We start from the raw sequence: 20,083 nt of genomic DNA, 5'->3' as shown, positions 1-20,083 counted from the left end.
ATAAAAATCTCTAAATAGTATGCACAGCCACTAGGCATTTTAGAGAAACAATACCTAAAATTACTATATTACATAAAATCTTACTTTACCTATATGGTAGGTGCAAGTTTTACGTATTATTGCTAATTAAGTTAAAAGCGAACCAAATTGGTCCGCTTTTTAAGGAGTATTTATGCCTCTAATTTAAATAATTCCTGTCTCAGCTTTTCTAGTTTTTGTTTACATTCATTCTTTTTCATTTCATCATTTTCAATCATCGCATCATAAAGGGTTGCCAACTCGTAGTCTACTTCTAAACGTAACACAGCTAAGCGTTTTTCACCGTCTTTTCGCTTAAATGTATTGATTACCTGTTTCATTTTCGCACCCCTTTCTTCAAATTCAAATCACTTACCTTTATTGCTACATTCTGAAGTTACTATTATCTTATGACACAGCTTTCGCATTGCAACAAATATGTGCGTTTACCTAGGAAGAGCTCTTAGTTGAAAAGTGAACTTCATTGACTTGTTATTTAACTTAATATTGGTCTTCCCTACCTAATAGTATTGCTACATACCATATTGGAAAGTTAGACTCTTACAGTCTGATGCATCACCATCGTATAAAGCGTTCCATTATGTGTGTATTGTCGATTTATGTTAAAATATGAAAAGAAAAGTAACGGGAGGATACACAGATGAATTTTTCTGGATTTACTAATGAAGATTTTGATGTTTTTACAATAGATGGACTAGAAAATCGGATGAATGCTCTAATATCAAATGTCCGTCCTAAGCTCGAAGATTTGGGACAATATTTTGCTCCAACCCTTTCAAGTTTAACAGGAGATGAAATATTCCCACATGTTGCAAAACATGCAAGGAGAACGATTAATCCACCAAAAGATACGTGGGTTGCTTTTGCAAATAACAATCGTGGTTATAAAATGCTGCCACATTTCCAAATAGGTTTGTGGAATACGCACTTATTTGTTTGGTTTGCTGTGATATATGAGGCTCCAATTAAAACTGAATTTGGTAAAACGCTTATAGATCATATTGATGATGTGAAAAGTCAAGTTCCTAACAAATTTGTATGGTCAACTGATCACATGCAACCAAATGTTATACCTCATAATGAGTTAGATGAAGAGAAATTAGAGAAATTGTTTATAAGACTACAGACTGTAAAAAAAGCTGAAATCCTTTGTGGTATTACTTTACAGCGAGACGAAGTAGTTAACATGGGGGCAGAGCAGTTATTGCAAACAATTGATGAAACTTTCAGAAAGTTAATTCCATTATATCAGTTAGCACAAAAAAGTTCAAAGTAAGTTGTAGTAAAACAAGTATTATTCGCTAATTTAAGGCTTATTTTCGTACTTATGGATTATAAATAAGGTACACATATTAGATTAATGTAATATCACTTTTACAATAGGGATATCATTTTTATTACCAAAAAAGGAAACGATCACTTCTTAGTGACCGTTTCCTTTATATATAAAATAATTATCGTTTCATTTCAAATTCAATTGTTTTAGCATAGTTTTCATCTAACGAAGACTCTAACCATACTTCTAATTCGTAGTTACCTACTGGCAGACCAAAGAAAGTGATTCGAGTTGTTAAAAATTCTCCTGGTGCCAAAACTCGATTTGCCACGATATCTTTTGTATACGTAATATCATCAATTTCTTCGCCTTTTTCATTACGAACAACATATCCAAAGCCTCCATCTTTTTCAAATGGAACTTCCAGTGTATTATCGCTGTCATTTACAACTTCATAAACAAACACTTTTTTTCCTGTCTCTGTTGAAATGTCTTCGAGGTTTGAGAATAGATCAGAGGCTTCTATCTCTTTTACAATTTCAATCTTTTCATTTTTGGTTTCTTCTTCTACCTTCTTAGCTGTTTCAGAATTATCATCCTTACTACATGCTAAAAGAGAGGCTGTTAGACTAAACGTAAGGGTTAATACTGCTAACTTTTTCATATAATCACATCCAAATCATTTTTCTGTATATACTTTATTTTAGAAAAATATTTAATTTTGTCAAATATTGTCCTCTTTTGTAAATAAAAGTTTGCAAAACAGCCAATATAAAAAGCCAAATCAAGTTGATTAGGCTTTTTAGTTTCTACATTTTTACTATTGATTGGTCTGTACTTGTTTTTGCTTTTTGAACAACACGATATGCAGAGTACCCGCTTGTTTCCTCAAATTCACCACACACTTGTTTTTCCTCAGATTTACTTGGAACAATTTCTTTAAAACGCTTATATGCACTCATTAGTTGTTCTTTTGCAATACCTTTCTCATACGCTTTTTCTACATTTTCAAAGAAGCGTATTACATCTACTACCTCTTCTGTACTCCATTCATACGATATCGGATATTGATAATCCATTTAATTCACCTCTATAAACTCCACTTTTTCCGGATTTGTTCCGCTTCTGTAATAACTCTTGCAAAAAGCTCTGAGACTGTAGGCTCATCTTTTATTAGTCCCATTACCTGACCTGCCCATGCAAAGCCGGCGTCTATCTGACCATCATAAATATATTTCTTATTAGCTTCACCGCTTATGTACCCTTTTAGCCCTTCATATCCGCTGTTATTTTCCTCAAGCTCTAGGATTTTTGACGTCCACTCATTTGAAATTGCTCTTGCAGGTGCACCCAATGAACGTTTAATGATAACAGTATCATTTTCAGTTCCTTTAATCAATGCATCCTTATATACTTTATGTGCATGTATGCACTCCTTTGTAGCAATGAATCGCGTACCCATTTCTATGCCTTCTGCACCTAGACTTAAGGCAGCCATTAACCCTCTACCGTCGCCTATTCCTCCAGAAGCAATTACAGGAATAGAGACTGCATCAACCACCTGTGGAATCAGCACCATCGTTCCTATGTCCTGTCTACCCAGGTGTCCACCACCTTCTTGCCCAACAACCATTACAGCATCAGCACCTAGTTCCTCAGCTTTTTCAGCCTGTCTCCTAGCAGCAACTAGAACTAGTTTTTTTATGTTTACCCCTTTTAGTTGGTCAAAAATAGGCGCTGGATTTCCACCTGTCATGGTTACTACCGGGACCTCCTCTTCAATTGCTACATCAAGCATATGAGAATAGGGTCTTCCGTGTTGCCCAATTGCAAAATTTACACCAAATGGTTTATCTGTTTTTAGTCTTACTTTTTTAATTTCCTCACGGAGGTCTTCAGGGCTCTCAAGAGACATTGCTGTAATCTGTCCTAGTCCACCAGCATTTGAAACTGCAGCTGCGAGGTCTGAATAAGCTAAATATGCAAGACCTCCTTGGATGATTGGATATTTAATACCTAATAAATTAGAGACTTTCGTTTCCCATGTCATCACAATTCCACCTTCCTCTTCCTTTTGGCTATAAAACAATTGAATAACTATATTTAAATGATACAAGAGTTTGCTTAGTATTTCTAAACAAATTAACTTGCAGATATATGTTTAATATTACGAGTATGTGACACCTTAAAAGAAAAGAAATAATTTCTATGCAAACGATTCTAGAAGTGCTATAATGCATTTGTTTTATGTATCAAAAAGAATCTATGATTACATATATTTAATTAACTATTCTAAAGAGGTGTGATTATCAATTGTCTCAAAATGAAACACCATTATTTACTGGTCTTATTCAACACGCTAAAAAAAATCCTATCCAATTTCACATTCCTGGTCATAAAAAAGGAACTGGTATAGATCCAGAATTCAGAAATTTTATTGGTAATAATGCTCTGTCTATTGACCTAATTAACATTGGTCCTTTAGATGATTTGCATCAACCAAAAGGAATTATTAAGCAAGCTCAAGACCTTGCTGCCGATGCTTTCGGAGCTGACCATACATTTTTTTCCGTCCAAGGGACAAGCGGTGCTATCATGACTATGGTTATGGCTGTTTGCGGACCTGGAGATAAAATCATTGTACCCCGAAACGTGCATAAATCAGTCATGTCTGCGATCGTTTTCTCTGGTGCAATCCCAATTTTTATTCATCCTGAAATCGACAAAAAATTAGGGATATCTCACGGAATAACAACCGACTCAGTTGAAAGAGCACTTGAACAACATCCAGACGCAAAAGGCTTATTAGTTATCAACCCAACCTATTTTGGAATATCTGCCGACCTAAAAAAGATTGTCGATATTGCTCACTCTCATAATGTACCAGTACTAGTTGATGAAGCGCATGGAGTGCATATTCATTTTCACGAAGGTCTTCCTATGTCTGCAATGCAAGCTGGAGCCGATATGGCTGCTACAAGTGTACATAAACTAGGAGGCTCTATGACGCAAAGCTCCGTCTTGAATGTGAAGGATGGCTTAGTATCATATAAGCGTGTACAATCAATCTTAAGTATGCTTACTACAACATCTACCTCCTATTTGTTGCTAGCTTCTTTAGATGTTGCTAGAAAACGACTTGTTACTGAAGGGCATGACTTAATCGAAAAAACGATACAATTAGCCAACAAAACAAGGAAAAGAATCAACCAAATTAATAAATTATATTGTGTTGGTAAAGAAATACTCGGTACTAAAGCTACCTATGATTATGACCCAACAAAACTGATTGTTTCTGTAAAAGAGTTAGGGTTGACTGGCTTTGATGTAGAAATGTGGTTACGTGAAAAATTCAACATCGAGGTTGAAATGTCCGACCTATACAACATCCTATGTATTTTCACACCTGGTGATACTGAAAATGAAGCTGATAAATTAGTAGAGGCACTAGCTGTCTTAGCTGATGAAGTTGAACACCAAACTGAGGCAAGAGAGGTACCAGATGTACTGTTACCAGATATACCTGTACTTGCCTTAACACCTAGAGACGCATTTTACTCAGAAACTGAATTAGTACCTTTTAAAGAATCTGCAGGACGCATTATTGCTGAATTTATTATGGTATATCCACCCGGTATCCCGATATTTATCCCGGGTGAAATTATTACTGAGGAAAACTTAACCTATATTGAGAAAAATATTGAAGTGGGGCTTCCCGTTCAGGGACCAGAAGATTATGATCTAAAATACTTGCGAGTGATAAAAGAGCATCGTGCAATAAAATAAAAAAGAAGCATGCATAACTGCATGCTTTTTTACTATTATTTATCAATTACTTTTCTTCGTGGTTACAGCCGCATTCTTCACATTTTGAATAAAGTGTTGTCACCTTTTCATACTCAAAATGCTCAATAGTTTGACTACATGTTTGACAGATGATTGTTCCCATTATTCAAAACCCCTCCCCCATTATGAATGAAAAACAGCCTTAAAATACTTTTGAAAACGTTTTATGTTATATTATATATTATAATAATATGTCACATTAGTGTAGTCAATAGTTAATTGTATAACACTTTGTTTTTAGTGATACGCACACAAAAGATCAGGTCGTACCAAATTACGACCTGATCTTTTTATTAAGCTTTTATTCATATTGGGTTTCAAAAGGTATAATTGGTATTGCTTCTCTGAAGAAGTCTGCTAGATTTGAAGCCTGTTCTGTGGTATCAATGCGGAAAACCTTACGAAGATAATCGAGATTATCAAGATCTTTTAAATCCAATAGGGTAGAACGACCAGTTTGCATACAAATAACTAGCGGTTTACCAAAAAACATATTCGTATAAACAATTCCAAAATCATATCTTGTTTCTTCTGTTGCAAAGCCTACAAACCTAACTTTGACATTTTCATTTTCATCATATAATTTGTCAAATAAGTTCATAACATTCCTCCCTACTTAAAATAATTTTACTATTCAGAATTTTATTATAAATTAATTTACCCACTTTGACAAGAAACTTTCCTAAAGCATTGTTGTCAGTATATAAATACAAGTGCTAGAATAATAAGAGATAATAAAAGAATAGCCTATGAGTAGGAGTGAACAGTTTGGCAAACGCATACATAAAGCTTGTACCTGCTTCCACATCCCAAAGCATTACACTTGAGGAAGTAAAAGACCTATTTACCTATTATAAAGAGATTACTAGTAAAACAGGTCAACAACTATCATGGGAGTATGGCAGTGCTGCTTTTCCTTATTTAATAAAGGAAGTTGATACAGTAAATAACTGGCTATATTTAAAATCAGATGACCCAGTATATAATGCCATTGTAGTTGGAGTAGGTACAGAAGAAATAGAAGATGAAGATGGCAGCACGAGAGAGCAATCATATATACAGGTAACACTACCCCAAGTTTCAACATTTGGTGATAAAGGAAAAGCCAATGAATTTTGTAAATATCTTGCGAAGAAAGTAGAGGGTGAACTTCATCTTTTCAACGGAAGAATAATGTATTTTTACAAACGAAAATAGCCTAACGGCTATTTTTTTTGTTTCCTCCCCGATTTGAATATTCCATCCCCTTTTACAAATACTCTTACAGATAACTTAGAGCTTTTCATGTCTTTGAAACATCTATGCTAGTAAAGAAATTGAACATTAAGTTATAAGTGGTGGAGCCTAAAAACAATACAGAGAGCTAGTGCTTAAGAACCACATCTGAGGATGTGGTTCTACTAATAAAACGTCCAAAATATCCGTTCAAAAAGGAAAAAACAAAAGAAAGATAATCCAGTAACACTTAATGAAAGCTTCCTGGTTAGTCCAATTTTTGTAGCTAATAAAAAAGCAAAATAACAACAGATAAGCAGAAGAATCCCTTTTGCTACAATACTATCTGATCGAGAGAGCCATTTTGCAATAGAAAATCCACTCCATATCATAAAGTGAAGTAATACAATCACATATAACCTCATTCATATTCCCCTTTTTCCTGCCTATATTTTCAAAAAATTTGAGCTATATTAAGTGAAGTTTTCAATTAGTAATATTTATGCAAAAACCCATGATTGTATTTTTCATTTGTGTAACAAATTGATGACATTGAGTAGAATTTTTAGAATACATGATAAAATAAGTTTGGTTTTAAAAATAGGTGATTTGTATTATAAAAATAGATGATAAGACCTAGTTTACATAAATTTAATGGAAGAGTGATAATAGAAATGAAAGCATATCTTTTATTCGTACTTTCTTTTTTCCTTCTTTCTTCATGCTCTCCAAAAGAACCCATACAACCAACTATAATGGAAACAGATGAAAAACAACTTATCTTTTTTTCCGATGAAGAAAATATTCGAAATGAAAGTAATTATTATGATGCCTTACTTGAATTACGAAGCAAATATCCAACTGAAATTGCCAATATGAAAATCATTTCATATAATGACAGTAGACTGTATACAAATTATGAGATTGATGAATATCCTTCATTATTAATTGTCCATCAAAATAAAGTAATTAAAAAGATTGAGGGTATTGTGGAAAAGGATGAGATTATCGTTCCGATTGATGATGCATTATCGAGCGCAAAATGATACCTTTTGTACAAAAAAAGTTCAAGTGTGTAGTCCATAATTTTTAAAAATAACTGGTTTCCCGTATATAGTGACGAGATTTGACCTACAGGACGTGCTAACAAAGATGCTTAGGTATGAATAATTTTACTTTTCTATAGCAAAAATCGCTATCCTGTTGGATAGCGATTTTTTTATCATCATTACTTAACGATGTGAATTGGGCTACCGATTGCTACTTCAGCAGCTTCCATTGAAATTTCCCCTAATGTTGGGTGAGCATGAATTGTCATTGCAATATCTTCAGCAGTCATACCAGCTTCGATTGCAAGGCCTAATTCAGCAATCATATCAGATGCACTTGGTCCAGCAATTTGAGCTCCTACAATTAAACCATCCTCTTTACGAGTAACTAGTTTTAAGAAGCCTTCTGCACTATTAAGCGCTAAAGCACGTCCGTTTGCACCAAATGGGAATTTAGCTGTAGCTACATCCATTCCTGCTTCTTTTGCTTCTTTTTCAGTATAACCAACAGAAGCTAATTCTGGATCAGTGAATACTACTGCTGGAATTCCAAGGTAGTCAATTTCTGCAGGCTGACCAGCAATTGCCTCTGCTGCAACTTTTGCTTCATAAGATGCTTTATGTGCAAGTGGTGGTCCAGGAACTATATCGCCAATTGCATAGATATTACTTACACTTGTACGGCATTGCTTGTCGATTTTAATAATACCACGATCAGTAAGTTCAATTCCGACTTGCTCAAGTCCAAGCTCATCCGTATTAGGACGACGACCAACAGTTACTAATACATAGTCAGCTTCAACTGTTTTTGTTTCACCTTTTGCTTCAAACGTTACAGTAACTCCGTTTTCAGTTTCCTCCACACCTTTTGCAAGTGCTTTTGTAAAGATCTCCGCACCTTTTTTCTTAAGGTTACGACTTACTAGCGATGACATTTGCTTTTCAAAACCAGCAAGGATTTCATCTGCACCCTCAAGGATAGTTACCTGAGTTCCAAAGTTAGCATAAGCATTTCCTAGTTCGGTACCGATGTAACCACCACCGATTACCACTAATTTTTTAGGGATTTCTGGTAAATTTAAAGCACCGGTTGAATCTAGAACTCGGTTACTATATTTAAAAGTCGGTAGTTCAATTGGTCTTGAACCTGTTGCAATAATAGCATTTTTAAAGGTATAAGTTTGAGCAGAGTTCTCATTCATAACACGGATAGAGTTGCTATCAACAAAATATGCTTCGCCTCGAACGATATCAACTTTGTTTCCTTTTAAAAGACCTTCTACTCCGCCTGTTAATTTATTTACAACAGTTGATTTCCACTCTTGAACCTTAGAAAAATCAACTGTTACATTTTCAGCTTTAATCCCCATATCTTCTGAATGTAATGCATGTTCATATCTATGACCGGCTGAAATTAAAGCTTTTGAAGGGATACATCCAACATTTAAACATACTCCTCCAAGATTGCCTTTTTCAACGATTGTTACTTTTTGTCCAAGTTGTGCTGCACGAATTGCAGCAACGTATCCGCCAGGTCCCGCCCCAATAACGAGAGTATCTGTTTCAATTGGGAAATCTCCTACTACCATTTATTACGCCTCCATTAGTAATAATTGTGGATCATTTAATAAACGCTTAATTTGGTTTAATGCGTTTTGTGCTGTTGCTCCATCAATCATACGGTGATCAAAACTTAATGATAATGCAAGTACCGGCGCAACCACGATTTCACCATCGCGCACTACTGGTTTTTCAGCAATTCGGCCAATTCCTAGAATTGCAACTTCTGGATGATTAATAACAGGAGTAAACCATTGACCACCAGCAGAACCGATATTTGTAATTGTACAAGATGCACCCTTCATTTCATCAGGAGCAAGTTTACCATCACGAGCTTTTCCAGCAAGTTCGTTAATTTCATTGGAAATCGTAAAAATAGACTTACGGTCAGCATCTTTAACAACTGGTACTAATAGACCTTTTTCTGTATCAGCTGCAATACCGATATTGTAATAATGCTTATGAACGATTTCATCAGTAGCATCATCTAGTGAAGTATTTAAAGCTGGGAACTCACGTAAAGCAGACGTTAATGCTTTAACTACATAAGGAAGATAAGTTAACTTAACTCCCTTATCAGCTGCAACACCTTTGAATTTCTTACGGTGTGCTACTAATTCAGTAACATCAACTTCATCCATTAATGTAACATGAGGAGCTGTGTGCTTAGAGTTAACCATTGCTTTAGCAATAGCTTTACGGATACCACTCATTTTTTCACGAGTTTCAGGATATTGACCAGCAGGAATAGCTTGCTTAGCAGGTGCTTTAGCTTCTTCCTTAGCTGCAACAGGTGCTTGTTCAGTAGCTTTTGCTGCTGGGGCTCCACCAGAAAGGAATGCATCAACATCAGATTTAAGTACTCTTCCGTTATCTCCATTTCCAGCTACTTTACGAATATCAATACCTTTTTCACGTGCATATTTACGTACAGAAGGCATTGCGATTACACGACGGTTTTCATCAACTTCTGTTGCAGGTGCAGTTGCTTCCGGGTTTGTAGAAACAGGTTGTGTTTCTTGTTCTGCTTTTGGTGCTTCAGAGGCTTTTGGCGCGTTGTCGGATTCATCACCTTTAAACTTAATGTCCTCATATCCAGGAGCATCAAATTTAATTAATGTGTCACCAACAATTGCAACTGTTCCTTCTTCTACTAATACATCTAAAACCTTTCCTTTTACAGGAGAAGGAATTTCAACTACAGCCTTATCATTTTGAACCTCACAAAGTACATCGTCTTCATTTACTTCATCGCCTGGTTTTACAAACCATTTTACGATTTCACCCTCATGGATACCTTCACCGATATCTGGCAGCTTAAATTCAAATGCCACGGTTTTCGCCTCCTACATATTGTGTTTTATCTTATATTAATTACTCGAAATCACGTAGCTCTTGGAGGCATATCACCTCCGCCACGTATAGTACTAAAGGATATTAAAAATTCAATACTTTCTTAGCTGTTTCAATTACATCCTTAAAGTTTGGTAGCCATACAGATTCAGCTTGTGAGAAAGGAAATACTGTATCTGGTGCAGTGACACGCAAAACTGGTGCCTCCAAGCTAAGGATTGCTCGATCATTGATTTCTGCAACTACATTCGCAGCTACTCCAGCTTGTTTTTGAGCTTCTTGTACAACCATCGCACGACCAGTTTTCTCAACCGAAGCAATAATCGTTGGAATATCAAGTGGACTAACTGTTCGAAGGTCAATTACTTCTGCAGAAACTCCCTCTTTTTCCAATTCAGTTGCAGCTTTTAAGCACTCATGTACCATCGCACCATAAGTAATCATAGTGATATCTGTACCTTCGCGCTTAACCTCAGCCTTACCAATTTCGATTGTGTACTCGCCTTCTGGCACTTCTTGGCGGAATGAACGATACAACTTCATGTGTTCAAGAAAAACAACAGGATCATTATCACGAATTGCTGCGATTAATAGACCTTTTGCATCATATGGTGTAGATGGAATAACAACCTTTAGACCCGGTTGTTGTGCCATTAAACCTTCTAAGCTATCAGCATGAAGTTCCGGTGTATGTACACCACCACCAAACGGGGAACGAATTGTTACTGGTGCAGTATAGCGACCACCTGAACGATAGCGCATACGTGCTAATTGTCCACTAATAGAGTCCATTACTTCATACACAAAACCAAAGAATTGAATTTCTGGTACTGGTCGGAAGCCTTGTAAGCTAAGACCCACAGCAAGACCACCAATACCTGATTCAGCTAATGGTGTATCAAATACACGATCTTCACCAAATTCAGCTTGTAGTCCCTCTGTCGCACGGAATACACCACCATTAACACCAACGTCTTCTCCAAATACTAAGACATTTGGGTCATTTTTTAACTCTGTGCGTAACGCATCAGTGATTGCTTGAATCATTGTCATTTGCGCCATGGCTTACTTCGACTCCTTTGCTTTATAAATTTCCATCTGCTCTTGTAAGTTAAGAGGTAGTTCTTCGTACATAAATGAAATTAAGTCAGTTACCTTTTGTTTTGCAGTTTCATCTGCTTTCTTAATTGCATTTTTAATATCTTCTTTCGCTTCTTCAATCACTTTATTTTCCTCTTCTTCATTCCAAATACCCTTAGTTTCTAAGTATTTACGGAAACGAACTAGTGGATCTTTCTTTTCCCACTCGTTATCAAGTTCAGAAGTACGATATCTGGTTGGATCATCGCCGGCCATTGTATGTGGTCCATAACGATATGTTAAGGTTTCAATTAAAGTTGGTCCTTCACCGTTTACAGCACGATCGCGCGCTTCTTTAACAGCTACATATACTGCTAATGGATCCATTCCATCTACTTGTATACCCGGAATACCTGCAGCAACAGCTTTTTGAGCTAATGTACTAGCAGCGGATTGCTTTTCAACAGGTGTTGAAATAGCAAAACGGTTATTTTGCACAATAAAGATAGCTGGTGCTTTGAAAGCTCCTGCAAAGTTAATTCCTTCATAGAAGTCACCTTGTGAAGTACCACCATCACCTGTATAAGTAATAGCTACTGATTTACTTCCACGTTTTTCATACCTAATGCAACACCAGCACATTGTATGTATTGCGCACCAATGATAATTTGTGGTGATAATACGTTTACCCCTTCAGGCGCTTGGTTACCATGGAAGTGACCACGTGAAAATAAAAATGCTTGGTATAGTGGTAATCCGTGCCAAATAAGTTGTGGAACGTCACGGTAACCAGGTAGAATGAAATCTTCTTTTTCTAATGCAAAGTGTGAAGCAATTTGAGATGCTTCTTGTCCAGCAGTTGGTGCATAGAATCCTAAACGACCTTGACGATTTAATGAAATAGATCTTTGATCAAGAATACGTGTATAAACCATTCTTTTCATTAATTCTTTTAGTTGCTCATCACTTAAAGCTGGAACTGCAGCTTCATTAACTACTTCTCCTTCTTCATTCAGAATCTGGAATGTAGAAAACTGTTCAGCAACCTTTTCAAGTTGCCCTTGTAAATCAAAGACATTTGCTTTTTCAGCCATCCTGTACTCTTCCTTTCTAACCCTAATTTTTCAATTATTTAACCAAATACACCTTGGCTTTTCTACCCCCAGATTTAATCTTTACTAAAAATCTGAGGCATTTGCCGGTGGCTTCAACATTATTCTGATGGGATTTTACCTTCTTAATTAAAATGTAAAATACCTCTCAACTAGAAGTAAAACTCTGCGAATAAAGTTGATACAAAACATACAGCCTTAGGTTACCCAAAAATATCTTTTCAAAGACATTTTTCATCTATTTGAACATGTTCCGAAGATGGTAATATGTAAATACTTTTTTGAAAAAGATATTTTGCTGTCTAAATAAATCTGTATTAACTATTTCACAAAAACAATTAATACAACTTTTCAATAACATTACTCAGTTTACAACATCGATTTAGTTACGTCAAATTGTTTGTTTACTGTTTTACAACTTGTCCACGTTATTTTATTTATTGGGATATTCTTACAACATAGATAGCCTGTATTAGTATTTTTTAATCATCTGTATTATAGAAATCACTACAGTTCTATATATTAACCTTTCAATATAAGGAAGTGCCCTAAATATAATATCAACTCCTAGCCATAAAAAATAAAAAAAGACTGCCTTGGAAGACAGTCTTTTTCCACTTTTATTCTTCTTTATACACAACCTCTAAACCAGCGCTCTCGTAGAATCCAACTTTTGCTTTATTGTATTGTTCGGTTAGGCTGTTAAATGTATCGTTAGCTGCAACAACCTTCTCATACGTTTCATTAATACTAGTAATTTGAGCTTCTAGTTCCTCAAGGGTTAATTTCTCATTTTTAAACATCTCATAAAGTTGTCGGTCAAGCTTTATTGCTTCATTGTAATTAGAATATAAATCGCCATAACTTTCATATCGTTGATTCATAATAGAAACTAATTCATTGGCTTCTTCTTTTACTTTTTCATCTTTTATTTCTTCTATATGTTGTTCTACTTTTTGAAACTCCTCTTTTGAAGATTTAATACTCTCATTTTCACTATTTAGACGCTCTTCACGTTGATCCACAATAGCTAATGCTTCATCAGACAGTGTAACAATTTTTTCGAATTCCTTCATACCTAGTGCTAAGATTTCATCATACAAGCTTCTTTCCTGTTTCTCGAGTTCAATCAAAGGTGCTTGTTGTTCTTCAAAATTCTTTTCTAATGATACAACCTTTTCTAAGGTTTCATATATTTGTTCTTCAGGAGAAGGACCTCCCATGCACCCCACCAATAGGAAACTAATGGTTACAATTAAAATATAGAATTTCATTAATTTATTTTTCACTTTATTTCCCCCTTAGATATATACAATATACTATATACAGCTCACATTTAATAACAATTTCAAGAAAAATTTTTATTGAAATTACGTACTAGTAACTATATGTGCATGTCCCCTAATTAGAACACGGGATACTTATGACATGTTTTTAAAGAAATCTCGCTGATTTCCAGCGTTGACTCACAGGATATTCTACAAGAACATCGCAACAGGACATAGAGTAAGAAAAGGAGCTGTCACACATATGGATTAAGAAAAGTATGTTATACGTTCCTATTAGCTAAATAATAAAGCCTTTGCTAGACTAAACGCATACAAACTAACAGTAGGAAGTGATAAGTATGATAACAATGGAAGACATTATACGGGAAGGCCATCCTACTTTACGCATGGTTGCATCTGAAATCACTCTTCCGGCAAGTGAAGAGGATAAAAAAACACTCCAGAGTATGATTGATTATGTAAAAAACAGTCAAAGGCCTGAGATTGCTGAAAAATATGGACTTAGACCAGGTATTGGTCTTGCAGCTCCTCAGATTGCGATTTCCAAAAGAATGATTGCTATCCATGTAACTGATGAAAAGGACCAACTTTACAGCTATGCATTATTTAATCCAAAAATAATTAGCCATTCAATTGAAAAAAGCTATTTAACCTCAGGTGAAGGCTGTCTCTCTGTTGATCGGCCAGTACCAGGGCTAGTACTAAGACATGCGAGAATAAAAGTTAATGCAACTACAATCCAAGGTGAAAACATAACGATTAAGTTAGAAGGGTTACCAGCTATTGTTTTCCAACACGAAATAGATCACCTTAATGGTATTATGTTTTATGATCATATAGATGAAAATGATCCATTTACAGTACCGTCTGATGCTCTGCCAATCGAAAGATAATAAATATACTATTGTACGATTACCAATGGTAATCGTACAGGTAGTTTATTTTGCAAGTAACTATAATACCCTATCCTCTTCAATCTCCTTTAAAACTTCCATTTATACCCATGATAAACAACCCTGTAATTTCATATAATACTAACACATAACACAGGCTGAAAATTGGACAAGGATGTTTAAAGGTTTTTAAAAAAGGAGATGATAATTATGCTTAAAAAGTTGCGGGAAAAATTAGTAAAGCAATGGCAGGATCTTTTAAAAAGGAAATCGATTGCGTAGAGTTAAGCTAATATAAAATATCACTCAGAGCCCTTCAAGTAAGAAGGGCTTCTAAATATAACTTATATCTCAAGCACGGATTCGTACCCACGGGTTAATCTTAATTATTTATGGCCACATTTATATCGTGAATATCCCCTTTCTTTGCCCTCTTCCGTAACATTTTGACAAGATAATTTAGGAAAAGAAAGAAAAAACATGAAAAACATGTTATATTTTTATATAATAGAAAAAGTTACTCTAACTTTCGGAAATTAAGGAGAGATTTGGCAATGATTTATAAAGTATACTATCAAGAACATGCTCATGAAGTTCCTGTAAGAGAAAAAACAAAATCAGTGTTTGTAAACGGAGTTTCTGAAGCTGATGTTCGCAGAAAACTAAAGGAACGGAATATTAACATTGAATATATTCAACGGGTAGAAGGTGCCTTTTTAGAATATGAAAAACAAAATGAAGACTACAAAGTATTGGAGAATTGATGAATTATGAAATTTGTAAAAAATGATCAAGCAGCTGTTTTCGCCTTAGGTGGACTTGGGGAAATCGGGAAAAACACCTATGGTGTACAGTTTCAGGATGAAATCATCCTGATTGATGCTGGAATAAAGTTTCCAGAAGATGAGCTATTAGGAATCGATTATGTCATTCCAGACTATAGCTACCTAGTAAAGAACGAAGATAAGATTAAAGGACTATTTATTACTCATGGCCATGAAGACCATATTGGTGGAATACCTTACCTGTTGAGACAAATTAATGTTCCGATATATGGTGGAAAACTTGCATTAGGTCTAATAAAAAATAAGCTTGAGGAACACGGGCTATTACGTCAAGCAAAATTAATCGAAGTAAAAGAAGATGACATCATAAAATTTAGAAAGACTTCTGTCACGTTTTTCAGGACAACTCATAGTATTCCTGATTCATATGGAATAGTCGTGAAAACTCCTCCAGGGCAAATCGTACATACAGGTGATTTTAAATTCGATTTCACACCTGTGGGAGAACCTGCAAACCTTACAAAAATGGCTGAAATTGGAAAAGACGGAGTGTTATGTTTACTTTCAGATAGTACAAATAGTGAAATTCCGCATTTTACAATGTCTGAACGCCGTGTAGGTGAAAGTATTCAAGATATTTTCCGTAAGGTAGATGGTAGACTTATCTTTGCTACGTTTGCATCGAATATCCATCGACTTCAGCAAGTTGTAGAAGCTGCTGTACAAAACGATCGAAAAGTTGCAGTATTTGGTAGAAGTATGGAATCTGCAATCACTATTGGTTATGATTTAGGTTATATCCAATGTCCAAAGGATACGTTTATTGAAGCGAATCAGATCAATCGCCTTCCTGCGAATAAAGTCGTTATCCTTTGTACAGGAAGTCAAGGCGAGCCAATGGCAGCTCTTTCTAGGATTGCAAATGGTACACATCGTCAAATTCAGATTAATCCTGGAGATACAGTTGTATTCTCATCTTCTCCAATCCCAGGTAATACATTGAGCGTAAGTCGTACGATTAATATGCTTTATAGAGCAGGAGCAGATGTTATTTCTGGACCACTTAACGACATTCATACTTCCGGACACGGTGGTCAAGAAGAACAAAAATTAATGCTTCGATTAATAAAGCCTAAGTATTTCATGCCAATTCACGGAGAGTTTCGTATGCAAAAGATGCATAGCAAAACAGCCATTGATTGTGGTGTACTAGAAGAAAATTGTTTTATTATGGACAATGGTGAAGTATTAGCTTTAAGTGAAAACGAGGCTTCTATCGCAGGTAAAATTCCTTCTGGAAATGTTTATATTGATGGTAGTGGTGTCGGCGATATCGGTAACATCGTATTACGCGATCGTCGTATTCTATCAGAGGAAGGCCTTGTGATTGTAGTAGTCAGCATAAATATGAAGGACTTTAAAATTGCTGCAGGACCTGACTTAATTTCACGTGGATTCGTTTATATGCGTGAATCAGGTGATTTAATTAATGATGCTCAAAGTTTAATAACAAAGCACTTAAGTAAAGTTATGGAACGTCGTACAACACAATGGTCAGAAATTAAAAATGAAATTACTGATACATTAGCTCCTTTCCTTTATGAAAAAACAAAACGTCGTCCAATGATATTACCAATTATTATGGAAGTATAATAAAAAAATAAAAAAATGAGCCCAACGGCTCATTTTTTTTTATTCCTCAATAAGATTCTTCTCAAAACGAATGATATCTGTATCTGCTCCGATAATAATCAGGATATCTCCCTTTAGAATCAATTCCGTTGCTTGAGGAGATACAATGATTTCTTTTCCTCTTTTCATAGCAACAATGTTAACTCCATACTTTGCACGGACATCTAATTCTATTAAGGATTTTCCATCAATCTTTGAACCTGCCACAATCTCCATAATACTGTGTTCATCAGATAATTCCAGATAATCCAATACATTATTAGAGATTATATTATGAGCTATTCGTTTTCCCATATCGCGTTCAGGGTGAACAATTCGGTCTGCCCCGATTTTACTTAGGATTTTTTCATGATAATCATTTTGTGCTTTTACCCATATTTGTTTGACACCTAATTCTTTTAAGATAATTGTTGTAAGGATACTAGCCTTCAAATTATCCCCTATTGCCACAATAACGAGATCAAAGTTTCGAATTCCTATACTTTTAAGGACGGATTCATCCGTAGAATCACCAACGATTGCATGTGATGCAATGGTGGAGAATTCATTTACCCTATCCTCGTCAATGTCCATTGCCATTACTTCCATTCCTTCTTCACTCAAAGCCCGGCAAATACTCCCTCCAAAGCGGCCAAGCCCTATAACTGCAAACTCTTTTTTATTCACAAAAACTCCCCCATCAGGTGTGATGATACAATTGATTTTAACATATAAGAACAAAAGCGCAAGCAGAGGAACGTCGCTAAATACCGCCACTACGCCGGGACTAGAACGTCCTGTGCGTCAATACCCTGACGAGGATGCTCAAGCTTTTTTTTCCTTCGAGGCTAATGCACAGGAAGTATTCCTTAGTGTTGCCGCCGCAGGAGGACCAAGCGACCTCGAGCTGTTTAAAAGATTAGATTTTGCGCAAGATACTCAAAGAGTATATCAGGTAGTAAAACTGACTAGGCGCCGCATCTGGACTTAGATTACTATAGGTAAGTAACAAATTATAGGAACACTACTTTCCTATGACAAAAAAAAGAAAGGACCAGTCAAATCTGGCCTTCCTTTTCCACATTATATTGCTTCTAACATTTTAAATTGCGCTTTAACCAATCCATAATACTCACCTTGTTGTTTCATTAACTCATCATGATTTCCTTGCTCTATGATCTCACCATGATCTAGAACAAAGATATTATCGGCTTCACGAATAGTTGAGAGTCGATGAGCGATAATAATCGCAGTACGACCCTTTAGAAGCTTTTTCAAGGCCTGTTGTATCTTTACCTCAGTCTCTGTATCGATACTGGCAGTAGCTTCATCCAGTATTAAAATCTTTGGATTAGCTAGAAGAGCTCTTGCAAAGGAAAGGAGTTGCCTCTCACCTACAGATAAGATGTTACCTCTTTCTTCAACTTCTGTATCATATCCATTAATTAACTTGTCAATAAATGTATGTGCACCAACTGCCTTGGCCGCATCTATTACTTCTTCATCAGTTGCATCAGGACGACCGAAACGAATATTATCTTTGATGGTACCTGAGAAGATAAAAGTATCCTGGAGTACAACACTAATTTGTGAACGCACACTTTCTAAAGTTGCATCCTTAATATTAATACCGTCAATTTTAACTTCACCGCTCGTTGCATCATAAAAACGGCTAATTAAGTTTGCAATCGTTGTTTTACCTGAGCCAGTATGTCCGACAAGGGCAATTGTTTGACCAGCCTCAATTGTAAGCGAGATACCTTTTAATGCTTTCCTGCTTTCATCGTAGGCAAATTCAACCTTATCAAACTCAATTTTCCCCTTCATATCAGACAATGTAACTGCATTGTCCTTCTCACCAACGATTGGTTTTTCATCGATAAATTCAAAAATACGTTCAGAAGAAGCCATACCCACTAATAATTGGTTATAAACCTGCCCTAAACGTGAAATTGGCTCCCAGAACATTCCTAGATAGAATGCAAAAGAAACGAATACCCCAACGGTTAGACCATTGTCCTGAATAAGCATAGCTCCAAACCAGATTAGTATTGCTGTTCCAACTGCATTTGTCATCTCTACAAACGGTCTGAACATAGCATTCTTCTGTGTCGCTTCTCTCCAACTTTCAAAGTTTTGATTGTTAATTCCATCAAAGAACTCAATATTTTCTTTTTCTTGTGTAAAAGCTTGCGTAACCCTAATTCCTTGAATACTCTCGTTTAGGTGTGAATTAAGCATAGATTGCTTAATACGAACCGTTTGCCATGATCTACGGATATTTCTGCGCAGCTTTGTCGTAATTAACACCATAAGAGGTAAAATGATTAGAATTGCCAACGTTAGCTTCGGACTTAATGCAAATAATATAAAAATAACACCAAATAATAGAACGAAATCCATTAAAAGATTAATTACACCATTGGTAAACAACTCTTGCAATGAATTGACATCATTTAAAATCCGAACTAGTATCGAACCTGCTGAACGTTTGTCGAAGAAACGATGTGATAATCCTTGTACATGAGAAAACAAATGTTTACGTAAATCATAAATCACATTTTGCCCAAGCATATTCGTCCATTTAATTCGAAAAATATTAGCTACATAGTTTACTAGATATAATCCTGCAATCGTTGCAACTAGGATAATAAGTAAGTTTGTATCTTTATTTGCAATTGCATGGTCTAATGCGTATTTTCCGATTAAAATAGGAGCGATTAATCTAACCGCTGTTGTTATCAATACCATTACAATTGAAAGTGGTAAGAGATTTTTTGAATAAGGCTTCATATACCCCAATAATCGACTCATTTGCTTCCAATTAAATGGCTTTTCAATCGCTTGATCTGTTGAATAATGAAAGCGATGTTTTATATCTTGTTTTTCTGATTCCTTAGACATTTTTTCACCTA

20 protein-coding genes and 1 pseudogene are annotated in these 20,083 nt (G+C 35.6%); 7 read left to right on the top strand and 14 right to left on the bottom strand.

The features are described from left to right. Positions 1-170: 170 nt before the first annotated feature. Entirely contained in the window at positions 171-359 is a 189-nt protein-coding gene (locus AB3M96_RS01365; RefSeq protein ID WP_412965759.1) for a hypothetical protein, read from the bottom strand. Between the two features lie 320 nt (positions 360-679). Between AB3M96_RS01365 and AB3M96_RS01360 the strand changes: the two genes are divergently transcribed. Beyond that, the gene (locus AB3M96_RS01360; protein WP_412965758.1) at positions 680-1,315 is read left to right on the top strand and encodes a YktB family protein; all 636 of its coding nucleotides are present in this window, start codon (positions 680-682) and stop codon (positions 1,313-1,315) included. A gap of 178 nt (positions 1,316-1,493) precedes the next feature. Here AB3M96_RS01360 and AB3M96_RS01355 read toward each other — a convergent pair whose 3' ends face one another. From AB3M96_RS01355 to AB3M96_RS01345, 3 genes are all read right to left on the bottom strand, one after another. Beyond that, positions 1,494-1,979 carry a BsuPI-related putative proteinase inhibitor gene (locus AB3M96_RS01355; protein WP_412965757.1) on the bottom strand — a complete coding sequence of 162 codons (486 nt, stop codon included), beginning with the start codon at positions 1,977-1,979 and terminating at the stop codon, positions 1,494-1,496. A gap of 145 nt (positions 1,980-2,124) precedes the next feature. Then, positions 2,125-2,394 carry a UPF0223 family protein gene (locus AB3M96_RS01350; protein WP_412965756.1) on the bottom strand — a complete coding sequence of 90 codons (270 nt, stop codon included), beginning with the start codon at positions 2,392-2,394 and terminating at the stop codon, positions 2,125-2,127. An 11-nt stretch (positions 2,395-2,405) separates the two neighbouring features. Further along, complete coding sequence (locus tag AB3M96_RS01345) at positions 2,406-3,365, bottom strand: NAD(P)H-dependent flavin oxidoreductase (protein WP_412965755.1); 960 nt, start codon at positions 3,363-3,365, stop codon at positions 2,406-2,408. 263 nt (positions 3,366-3,628) lie between these two features. Here AB3M96_RS01345 and AB3M96_RS01340 point away from each other — a divergent pair, with 263 nt between their 5' ends. Further along, the gene (locus tag AB3M96_RS01340; RefSeq protein WP_412965754.1) at positions 3,629-5,101 is read left to right on the top strand and encodes an aminotransferase class I/II-fold pyridoxal phosphate-dependent enzyme; all 1,473 of its coding nucleotides are present in this window, start codon (positions 3,629-3,631) and stop codon (positions 5,099-5,101) included. A gap of 46 nt (positions 5,102-5,147) precedes the next feature. Here AB3M96_RS01340 and AB3M96_RS01335 read toward each other — a convergent pair whose 3' ends face one another. Both AB3M96_RS01335 and AB3M96_RS01330 read right to left on the bottom strand, forming a co-directional pair. Beyond that, positions 5,148-5,264: a GapA-binding peptide SR1P gene (locus AB3M96_RS01335; RefSeq protein WP_412965753.1), complete on the bottom strand. Its 117-nt coding sequence runs from the start codon at positions 5,262-5,264 to the stop codon at positions 5,148-5,150. A 198-nt stretch (positions 5,265-5,462) separates the two neighbouring features. Next, positions 5,463-5,762, bottom strand: coding sequence for a DUF3055 domain-containing protein (locus tag AB3M96_RS01330; protein WP_412965752.1), 300 nt, complete (start codon positions 5,760-5,762; stop codon positions 5,463-5,465). 167 nt (positions 5,763-5,929) lie between these two features. Between AB3M96_RS01330 and AB3M96_RS01325 the strand changes: the two genes are divergently transcribed. Continuing rightward, complete coding sequence (locus AB3M96_RS01325) at positions 5,930-6,358, top strand: DUF1885 family protein (RefSeq protein ID WP_412965751.1); 429 nt, start codon at positions 5,930-5,932, stop codon at positions 6,356-6,358. 203 nt (positions 6,359-6,561) lie between these two features. On the opposite strand, the gene AB3M96_RS01320 is transcribed toward AB3M96_RS01325, so the two are convergent. Beyond that, positions 6,562-6,801 carry a hypothetical protein gene (locus AB3M96_RS01320; RefSeq protein ID WP_412965750.1) on the bottom strand — a complete coding sequence of 80 codons (240 nt, stop codon included), beginning with the start codon at positions 6,799-6,801 and terminating at the stop codon, positions 6,562-6,564. A gap of 249 nt (positions 6,802-7,050) precedes the next feature. On the opposite strand from AB3M96_RS01320, the gene AB3M96_RS01315 reads away from it, so the two are divergent. Next, positions 7,051-7,422: a small peptidoglycan-associated lipoprotein gene (locus AB3M96_RS01315; protein WP_412965749.1), complete on the top strand. Its 372-nt coding sequence runs from the start codon at positions 7,051-7,053 to the stop codon at positions 7,420-7,422. A gap of 182 nt (positions 7,423-7,604) precedes the next feature. Here the strand turns inward: AB3M96_RS01315 and lpdA are convergent, their stop codons facing one another. The 5 genes and pseudogenes from lpdA to AB3M96_RS01290 form a co-directional block, all read right to left on the bottom strand. Further along, on the bottom strand, positions 7,605-9,014 hold the full coding sequence (gene lpdA, locus AB3M96_RS01310; protein ID WP_412965748.1) for a dihydrolipoyl dehydrogenase: 1,410 nt from the start codon (positions 9,012-9,014) through the stop codon (positions 7,605-7,607). 3 nt (positions 9,015-9,017) lie between these two features. Beyond that, positions 9,018-10,319 (bottom strand): dihydrolipoamide acetyltransferase family protein, encoded by a 1,302-nt coding sequence (locus AB3M96_RS01305; protein WP_412965747.1) that lies wholly within the window; start codon positions 10,317-10,319, stop codon positions 9,018-9,020. Positions 10,320-10,422: 103 nt separating this feature from the next. Then, positions 10,423-11,400, bottom strand: coding sequence for an alpha-ketoacid dehydrogenase subunit beta (locus AB3M96_RS01300; RefSeq protein ID WP_412965746.1), 978 nt, complete (start codon positions 11,398-11,400; stop codon positions 10,423-10,425). A gap of 3 nt (positions 11,401-11,403) precedes the next feature. Further along, positions 11,404-12,512, bottom strand: a pseudogene (gene pdhA, locus AB3M96_RS01295) (pyruvate dehydrogenase (acetyl-transferring) E1 component subunit alpha). Positions 12,513-13,150: 638 nt separating this feature from the next. Next, on the bottom strand, positions 13,151-13,819 hold the full coding sequence (locus tag AB3M96_RS01290; RefSeq protein WP_412965745.1) for a YkyA family protein: 669 nt from the start codon (positions 13,817-13,819) through the stop codon (positions 13,151-13,153). A gap of 338 nt (positions 13,820-14,157) precedes the next feature. Between AB3M96_RS01290 and def the strand changes: the two genes are divergently transcribed. From def to rnjA, 3 genes are all read left to right on the top strand, one after another. Beyond that, entirely contained in the window at positions 14,158-14,712 is a 555-nt protein-coding gene (def, locus tag AB3M96_RS01285) for a peptide deformylase (protein ID WP_412965744.1), read from the top strand. 554 nt (positions 14,713-15,266) lie between these two features. Continuing rightward, entirely contained in the window at positions 15,267-15,476 is a 210-nt protein-coding gene (locus AB3M96_RS01280) for a DNA-dependent RNA polymerase subunit epsilon (RefSeq protein ID WP_412965743.1), read from the top strand. 6 nt (positions 15,477-15,482) lie between these two features. Beyond that, positions 15,483-17,150, top strand: a complete 1,668-nt coding sequence (gene rnjA / locus AB3M96_RS01275; RefSeq protein ID WP_412965742.1) for a ribonuclease J1 — start codon at positions 15,483-15,485, stop codon at positions 17,148-17,150. A gap of 39 nt (positions 17,151-17,189) precedes the next feature. On the opposite strand, the gene AB3M96_RS01270 is transcribed toward rnjA, so the two are convergent. Both AB3M96_RS01270 and AB3M96_RS01265 read right to left on the bottom strand, forming a co-directional pair. Next, entirely contained in the window at positions 17,190-17,855 is a 666-nt protein-coding gene (locus AB3M96_RS01270) for a potassium channel family protein (RefSeq protein ID WP_412965741.1), read from the bottom strand. Positions 17,856-18,251: 396 nt separating this feature from the next. Beyond that, a complete protein-coding gene (locus AB3M96_RS01265) occupies positions 18,252-20,072 on the bottom strand; it encodes an ABC transporter ATP-binding protein (RefSeq protein WP_412965740.1) in 1,821 nt (606 codons plus the stop codon). Between the last annotated feature and the right edge of the window lie 11 nt (positions 20,073-20,083).

It is taken from the genome of Ferdinandcohnia jepli (genome assembly GCF_047246645.1).
Lineage (GTDB): Bacteria > Bacillota > Bacilli > Bacillales > Bacillaceae_L > Ferdinandcohnia.
This window is presented reverse-complemented; position numbering and strand designations above follow the sequence as displayed.

Excerpts from the sequence above, each read along its gene's own strand:
- AB3M96_RS01335 (WP_412965753.1), bottom strand. The coding sequence starts at position 5,264 with ATGGGAACAATCATCTGTCAAACATGTAGTCAAACTATTGAGCATTTT.
- AB3M96_RS01365 (WP_412965759.1), bottom strand. The coding sequence starts at position 359 with ATGAAACAGGTAATCAATACATTTAAGCGAAAAGACGGTGAAAAACGC.
- def (WP_412965744.1), top strand. The coding sequence starts at position 14,158 with ATGATAACAATGGAAGACATTATACGGGAAGGCCATCCTACTTTACGC.
- AB3M96_RS01350 (WP_412965756.1), bottom strand. The coding sequence starts at position 2,394 with ATGGATTATCAATATCCGATATCGTATGAATGGAGTACAGAAGAGGTA.
- AB3M96_RS01355 (WP_412965757.1), bottom strand. The coding sequence starts at position 1,979 with ATGAAAAAGTTAGCAGTATTAACCCTTACGTTTAGTCTAACAGCCTCT.
- lpdA (WP_412965748.1), bottom strand. The coding sequence starts at position 9,014 with ATGGTAGTAGGAGATTTCCCAATTGAAACAGATACTCTCGTTATTGGG.
- AB3M96_RS01345 (WP_412965755.1), bottom strand. The coding sequence starts at position 3,365 with ATGACATGGGAAACGAAAGTCTCTAATTTATTAGGTATTAAATATCCA.
- AB3M96_RS01320 (WP_412965750.1), bottom strand. The coding sequence starts at position 6,801 with ATGAGGTTATATGTGATTGTATTACTTCACTTTATGATATGGAGTGGA.
- AB3M96_RS01315 (WP_412965749.1), top strand. The coding sequence starts at position 7,051 with ATGAAAGCATATCTTTTATTCGTACTTTCTTTTTTCCTTCTTTCTTCA.
- AB3M96_RS01360 (WP_412965758.1), top strand. The coding sequence starts at position 680 with ATGAATTTTTCTGGATTTACTAATGAAGATTTTGATGTTTTTACAATA.
- AB3M96_RS01330 (WP_412965752.1), bottom strand. The coding sequence starts at position 5,762 with ATGAACTTATTTGACAAATTATATGATGAAAATGAAAATGTCAAAGTT.
- AB3M96_RS01300 (WP_412965746.1), bottom strand. The coding sequence starts at position 11,400 with ATGGCGCAAATGACAATGATTCAAGCAATCACTGATGCGTTACGCACA.
- AB3M96_RS01280 (WP_412965743.1), top strand. The coding sequence starts at position 15,267 with ATGATTTATAAAGTATACTATCAAGAACATGCTCATGAAGTTCCTGTA.
- AB3M96_RS01265 (WP_412965740.1), bottom strand. The coding sequence starts at position 20,072 with ATGTCTAAGGAATCAGAAAAACAAGATATAAAACATCGCTTTCATTAT.
- rnjA (WP_412965742.1), top strand. The coding sequence starts at position 15,483 with ATGAAATTTGTAAAAAATGATCAAGCAGCTGTTTTCGCCTTAGGTGGA.